Genomic DNA, 6,397 nt, shown 5'->3' with positions numbered 1-6,397 from the left:
AATTCGGTCATTAGAGCCTAAACATATTTTGTTTTATTATCGAGCAGATTGTTTGACTTTGTAACGCAGGCGTAGCGGGCTACGTCAAGTTACAAAGACACACAAAATGCCGATAAGAAAATAAAAGATGTTAGCAAACAATACCATAGCAAGAAGAAGTATACATATTGTGGTCTAATGACCGATTTGGGTTTAATACACTCGACTATTTATCCTATTATCCTCCTCCGACATAGAAAACCTTTTCATTTTAAGACTTCAAAAATCTACAGACAAAGGTTTGAAAAATCATTACATAAATTCTAATAAAACAGCTATAAACAAGGATAAAACCACGCGTAAAAAGCAAGTCTGCAACCAACAGTAAATCAATTAGTTATAAATTAGCAAAACAAAAGGTGCTTAATTGGACTTCAAAAGGGCGTTAGTAAGCCTCTTAAAGGGCACCTTTTGCAAGTCAATTAGGCGTCTTTTAGAGGCCAAAAGAGCATCTATTGGTTTTGAAGTGTACGAAAATAGTTTACAAACTTCAAGTAATAAGGGAATAAGCTGTTTGTAGAAGGCGGATAAAATAGTATCAATTTGCATTTATCACTTAGTTTATTCCCTTTTAGTAAGACCATCCAATTTAGGATAACCATAGCATACAAGTGGATTAGTTTTTATTCTATTTCCAATCTATGGATTTAACGGAAGAACCATAAAAAGCCTGTTCTGTAAATCTCGAAACTATAATTTGCAGAATAGAGAATAAAAAGATAGAGCCTGTCTCACGACAAGCTCTATCTTCTTTAATTAACTTATAAAATGCGTCTAATTAAATCTATATTACTTAAATTACCCAAATAACAAATATATATACCAAATATCATTCTGAAGTTTGCACTTCGTTATACTAAACCTAACTTTAATCCATTAAACTGTTTGCTCTGCATTACACAGAATAAAGAAACCTAATGATTCTATATTGCAGGTAAAAACACCAAGATTTATCATCATTTCCGAAAGCGAAATTACAAAAAAAATGTTTATGAAGACTACTTTTAGGAGCTTGTCATTTACAAATATAAAGGAAACAGAGAGCTATAAGCGTACTTATAGTAGATAAATAGCTCACAATCAGTACATTTAATTTAATTAACTACAGCCTATAATATAACTTTGTTATTTGACAGTAAAAATGCGATAAACACCGTAGTCGCCCTTTAATATCCATAGATTTTATTTGTATTAAGTTCAATTAATAAATTTGTAACACACTGATAATCAGCAAAGTAATTTTTATAACCCTTTTATATACTTGGAATTGGCTTTTTTAACTTTACTTTCTTGTATGAAAACTCTATTTTTGTCATCAGAAATCTAATCTCAAGAACTCATTTTATAAAAACAAAATCAAGTAATATGATGAAGAAAAAGTTATTAATCGCTCTGACACTTCTATTGTCTGGTACGATGGTGTCAAAGGCATCTTACGCTGATGACTGGAATATCCCGTCAGCTGATGCTAAGGGACGAGTGGGTGCTTTGATGCCTTACACACGTTACGACTCTGAGACAGCAACGCTTGGAGGAGGCGCAACATTGAAGACCTCTCCTACTTGGGACCGTAAGGAGATAGCCTCGCAGGCTTCCCGTCAGTCGTATGTTGACCTTCCTTCTAATGGTTCCTACGCCGAGTGGACTATGAAGGGAGATGCTAATGGTGTGACATTACGCTTTACAATGCCTGATTCTCCTGACGGAATGGGATTGAATGGTTCGCTGGATGTCTATGTAAATGATAAGAAGGTACAGACAGTCAATCTGACATCTTATTATATGTATCAGTACTTTGCTGGTGGTAATCCAACTGATAAAAGTGACGGTGGAACAGCTTGTTTTGCCTTTGATGAGACCCACTTCCTTCTGAATAAGGCACTTCGAGCAGGCGATAGAATCCGTATTCAGAGTTCTGGTGCCAATGGTTATGACTATGGAGTAGACTTCATTGAGACCGAGGTTGTACCTGAAGAGATTGAATGCCCTGCTGGTGCGGTGAACGTTACAGATGCTAAATACCGCAAGTATGTCAAAGGAAATGATTATCTCAAGGCTTTTGAAGAAGCTTTGAAGGATGCTGACGCAGGCTCAAAGGTGCTTTATATTCCTGCTGGAACATTCGAATTGAGCGGTATCTGGTACATCTTTGGATCCGACGTAAAGATTACTGGTGCTGGTATGTGGTATACTAACCTTAAGTTTACGAACCCTAATCCATTCGGAGGAGGTATCTCTGGCGGTAATGGCTCACACGGACCAGATGGCTACTGCAACAATGTTGAGATCTGTAACCTCTATCTTAACTCTAATTTAAGAAGTCGTCATAACCAGCAAGCAGTGTATAAATGCTTCATGGATGTCTTCAAAGGCGGAAGTGTTATCCATCATGTATGGGAAGATCACTTTGAGTGTGGCTTCTGGATAGGCGATTACAACGGTAAAGTAGATTATAGCAATGATCTGAAGATTATCAGCTGTCGTATCCGTAATAACTTCGCTGACGGTGTGAACTTCTGCCAAGGAACATCTAATGCAACAGTTTATAACTGTAGTGTTCGTAACAACGGAGATGATGGTTTGGCAATGTGGAACGATCATACAATGGGTGCTGTGGACGAAAAGAACAACACCTTCGCTTACAATACCATTGAACTTATCTGGCGTGCAGGCGGTATTGCCCTCTATGGTGGTGATGGTCATAAAATCTATAACAACTATATTGCTGATATGTTCATGGCTTCAGGTATTCATCTGAATGATGTATTCCCTGGCCCAAAGTATACAAATACACAGAAGATTAGCTTTGACAATAATATTCTCGTACGCTGTGGAACCAACGATGACAGCTGGCATGAGGACTTAGCAGCCATTGATATCAAAGGTGGTGTACGTAATGTAGTCTTCAATAATACGAAGATTTATGACTCACCTTTCGATGCTATCCGTGTTATGTCAGGCCCAACAGGCATTGAATTTAAGAACACAGAGATTCTTGGTGCTTCCCTTGCAGGACAGACAACCAAGTATTCTACATGGGAACACTCTACTGGTGCTATCCGTTTGGACGTCGATGGTGTGAAGTTTAGCAATGGTATTAAGATTGCAAATGTCAGCGAGGACAAGGTTAAGAACAACCAGACATGGCCTGTATGGACTGATAATAACAAGGCACGTGCGGCAGCTATCGGTTATGAATACCTGAGTGACGCTACGTATAAGGTACCTGATTTCCCTGAAGCAGACACAAGTCAGCAGGGAGGTATCGTCAATCCGTTGGAAGGTATCAAGGGATATGATGTCGCTTTACGAGGTTTACGTTGGGAGAATGCCGAAGGTAATACTGTTCTAAAGGAAGGAGACGATGTTACCTTTAAGTTTGCTCTTCAGAATGTAAGCAATGTCGACATTCCTGCTGGTGTAAATATCGGTGTGAAGGTGACTGTCGACGGACAGGAGAGTTACGTCACTGCAAGCTATAAGAATGGACTGAAAGCAAAGCAGATCGTTATCCTTACAACTCAATCAGCATGGAAAGCAACGGCTGGAGGACACGCTGTAAAGGCTGAAGCTGACTATCGTAATAAACTTACTGATGAGTTAACAAGAGACAATAACAGCCGTGAGAAGAAGTTTAATGTAGCTGAGAAGGATGACAATGGAGACTATACTCCTGTCACAGGAGGCTATGACCTCGTTGTTACAAAGGTTGCCTTCGACAAGAAAACCATTAATCCTGGCGATGAAGTACGCTTCACTGCGACGATTGTTAATGCAGGTGATAGAGACGTACCAGCAGGTACAAAGCTCGGTGTACAGTTCCAGATTGATGGCAATACCAGTGTTATCACATGGAACGATAAGCACTATGGCGGTCTGAAGTCACATCAGAAGATTACACTTTCAGCAACTGGTGGTACGAACGGAAAGAATACTTGGACAGCTACAAATGGTGTTCACACACTCACAGCATGGGTCAATGACACTCATGATTATAGAGATGAGGTGAATGGCAGTGACGACGCTAATAAGAAGAGTATTGAATTGAAGATCCCATTGGGTGCTATCAGATTTTTCTCAGCAAGTGAAGTCAATTCTCCAGACGACTTGAATAACCTCAACCAGACCAACCGTATCGAGGGTTTGACAGGTAAGACAGTTGTGGATGAAGCCTACTATGACCTACAAGGAAATAAGGTTTCAACATCCAAGGAGAATCTAAAACCAGGTCTTTATATCCATAAGGGAAAGAAATTTATCGTAAGATAATGTCATAGCTACCTATGGGGAGTAATCTAATGAAAAATCACCCATAGAACATAAAAGTATCGGCTGGATAGAAGTTCCAGTCGATATTTTTTTGTAGTTATTAATAAAAGTTTTATTTTTGCAAGTAGATTGGATGACAAAAAACATCTGATTACCAATAAACAATACCTCAGATGAATACGCTTATGAAGATATATCTGTCATTATTATTTCTTATTATCCCCCTATTCAGCGCTGCGAATAATGAGAAATGGGAAGAACGGCTACACCAACTCGACCAAAGTTTAGAAAAGAAAAAGCTTTATGAACATGAAAAACTTGAGAAAATCAAACGATTAAAGGACCGTTTGAAAACGATTCCAGCGAAGGATAGATTCGAAATAGACCGACAGTTATTCAAAGAATATTCATCTTATCAATATGATTCTGCCTACGCCTATGCTAATCATCTCCTTTCCGAAGCACGCAGATTGAAGAATCCTGACTATGAAGTTGAAGCACATTGCGACTTAGTATTCTGTCTTTTGTCTGCTGGCTTGTACACAGAAGCTTTCAACGAACTACACTCTATTCACACGGAAGGAACTAATCCCAATGCAAGAAAGCTTTATTACACCATGGCATCACGCCTTTACTATGACGTATCTGACTATACACGCACTGAGCCCTACCAGAGTCAGTACGTGAAACAAGCAGGTATATATACCGATTCCCTACTTCATTATCTCCCAGCAGGCTCAACAGAATGGCTCTATGCGGTTGGAATGAAACAGATGAAGGAACGGAAATACGAGGCTTCTCTTGATACTTTCAAACAGTTCTTACAGAAGAAAGGAGTGGATTTGCACCACAAAGCCATTGTTACATCTTGTATTGGCTGGATTTATCTCTTTCTAAAGGAGAATGACTTGGCAATGGATTATCTTGCACAGGCAGCCATATATGACAACGAAGGAGTGGTCAGAGAGACTACTGCCCTTTGTACATTGGCTAATCTTCTCTATAAAGAAGGAGACATACAGCACGCTACGGAGTATGTAAGAGAGTCGCTCGCAAACGCTAACTTCTATGGAGCAAGACAGCGTGTGATTGAGGTTAGCAGCGTATTACCTATCATCGAACAGGATAGATACAAGATAATGCAGGGACAACGTAATGCTATTGCTATGGCTGCAATAATCTTCATCCTCTTTGTCATTGGCTTGTTGATGGCAGGATGGTTTATCCGTAGGCAAATGATAAAGCTGAAGAAGGCACAAGCACTTATCGCACGACGCAACCAACAGTTAGAAGTTAAGAACGAACAGTTGGAGGAGGTGAATAAAATCAAGGATGAATATATTGGTAGGTCATTCTATATCAACTCAGAATATATCAATAAAGTCGAGAAACTTTATCGTTCCATCGACCGCAAGATATCTATGCATCGATTTGAAGACTTGCGTTCTTCATTAAAAGAGAGTGAATTAGGAGAAGAGAGAAAGTCGATGTTTGTGGATTTTGATGAGACTTTCTTGAAGCTTTTCCCCCATTTCATCGAACGATACAACGAACTCTTTGACGAACCAGACCAGAAGCCACTCGATAAGAAACAACTTACAACCGAGATGCGTATCTTTGCGCTTATCCGATTGGGTATCACTGATTCTGAACGTATCGCTACCTTCCTCAACTACTCTGTACACACCATTAACACCTATAAAACACGTGTAAAAAACCGTTCACACGTTGATAATGATAAGTTTGAACGGCTTATCATGGAGATATAAAAAGCCTCTCTAAGACTTTTAAACCCCAATCAATCATTAACCACAATATGTATTGTAATCTAATGACTGATTGGGGTTAAATACTTCGAAAATATACAGACAAGGGTTTGAAAAATAATTACATAATTTCAAATAAGAAATCTATAAATAACGACAAAAGCACATACAAAAAGTAGGCTTGTAATAAACAGTAAATCAATTAGTTATAAAGTAGTAAGGTAAAAGATACTTAATTGGACTTCAAAAGGGCGTTAGTTAGACCTCAAAAGGGCACCTTTTGCAAGTCAATTGGGCGTCTTTTAGAAGCCAAAAGAGCATGT

General features: G+C 38.9%; 2 protein-coding genes. Both read left to right on the top strand.

Annotation, left to right across the window (positions count from 1 at the left end):
* Positions 1-1,404 precede the first annotated feature (1,404 nt).
* Positions 1,405-4,308, top strand: coding sequence for a right-handed parallel beta-helix repeat-containing protein (locus HMPREF1505_RS06965; RefSeq protein WP_081722937.1), 2,904 nt, complete (start codon positions 1,405-1,407; stop codon positions 4,306-4,308).
* A gap of 173 nt (positions 4,309-4,481) precedes the next feature.
* A complete protein-coding gene (locus HMPREF1505_RS06960; RefSeq protein ID WP_036923954.1) occupies positions 4,482-6,077 on the top strand; it encodes a DUF6377 domain-containing protein in 1,596 nt (531 codons plus the stop codon).
* Positions 6,078-6,397: the final 320 nt, after the last annotated feature.

It is taken from the genome of Prevotella sp. ICM33, from assembly GCF_000517825.1.
GTDB lineage: Bacteria > Bacteroidota > Bacteroidia > Bacteroidales > Bacteroidaceae > Prevotella > Prevotella melaninogenica.
This window is presented reverse-complemented; position numbering and strand designations above follow the sequence as displayed.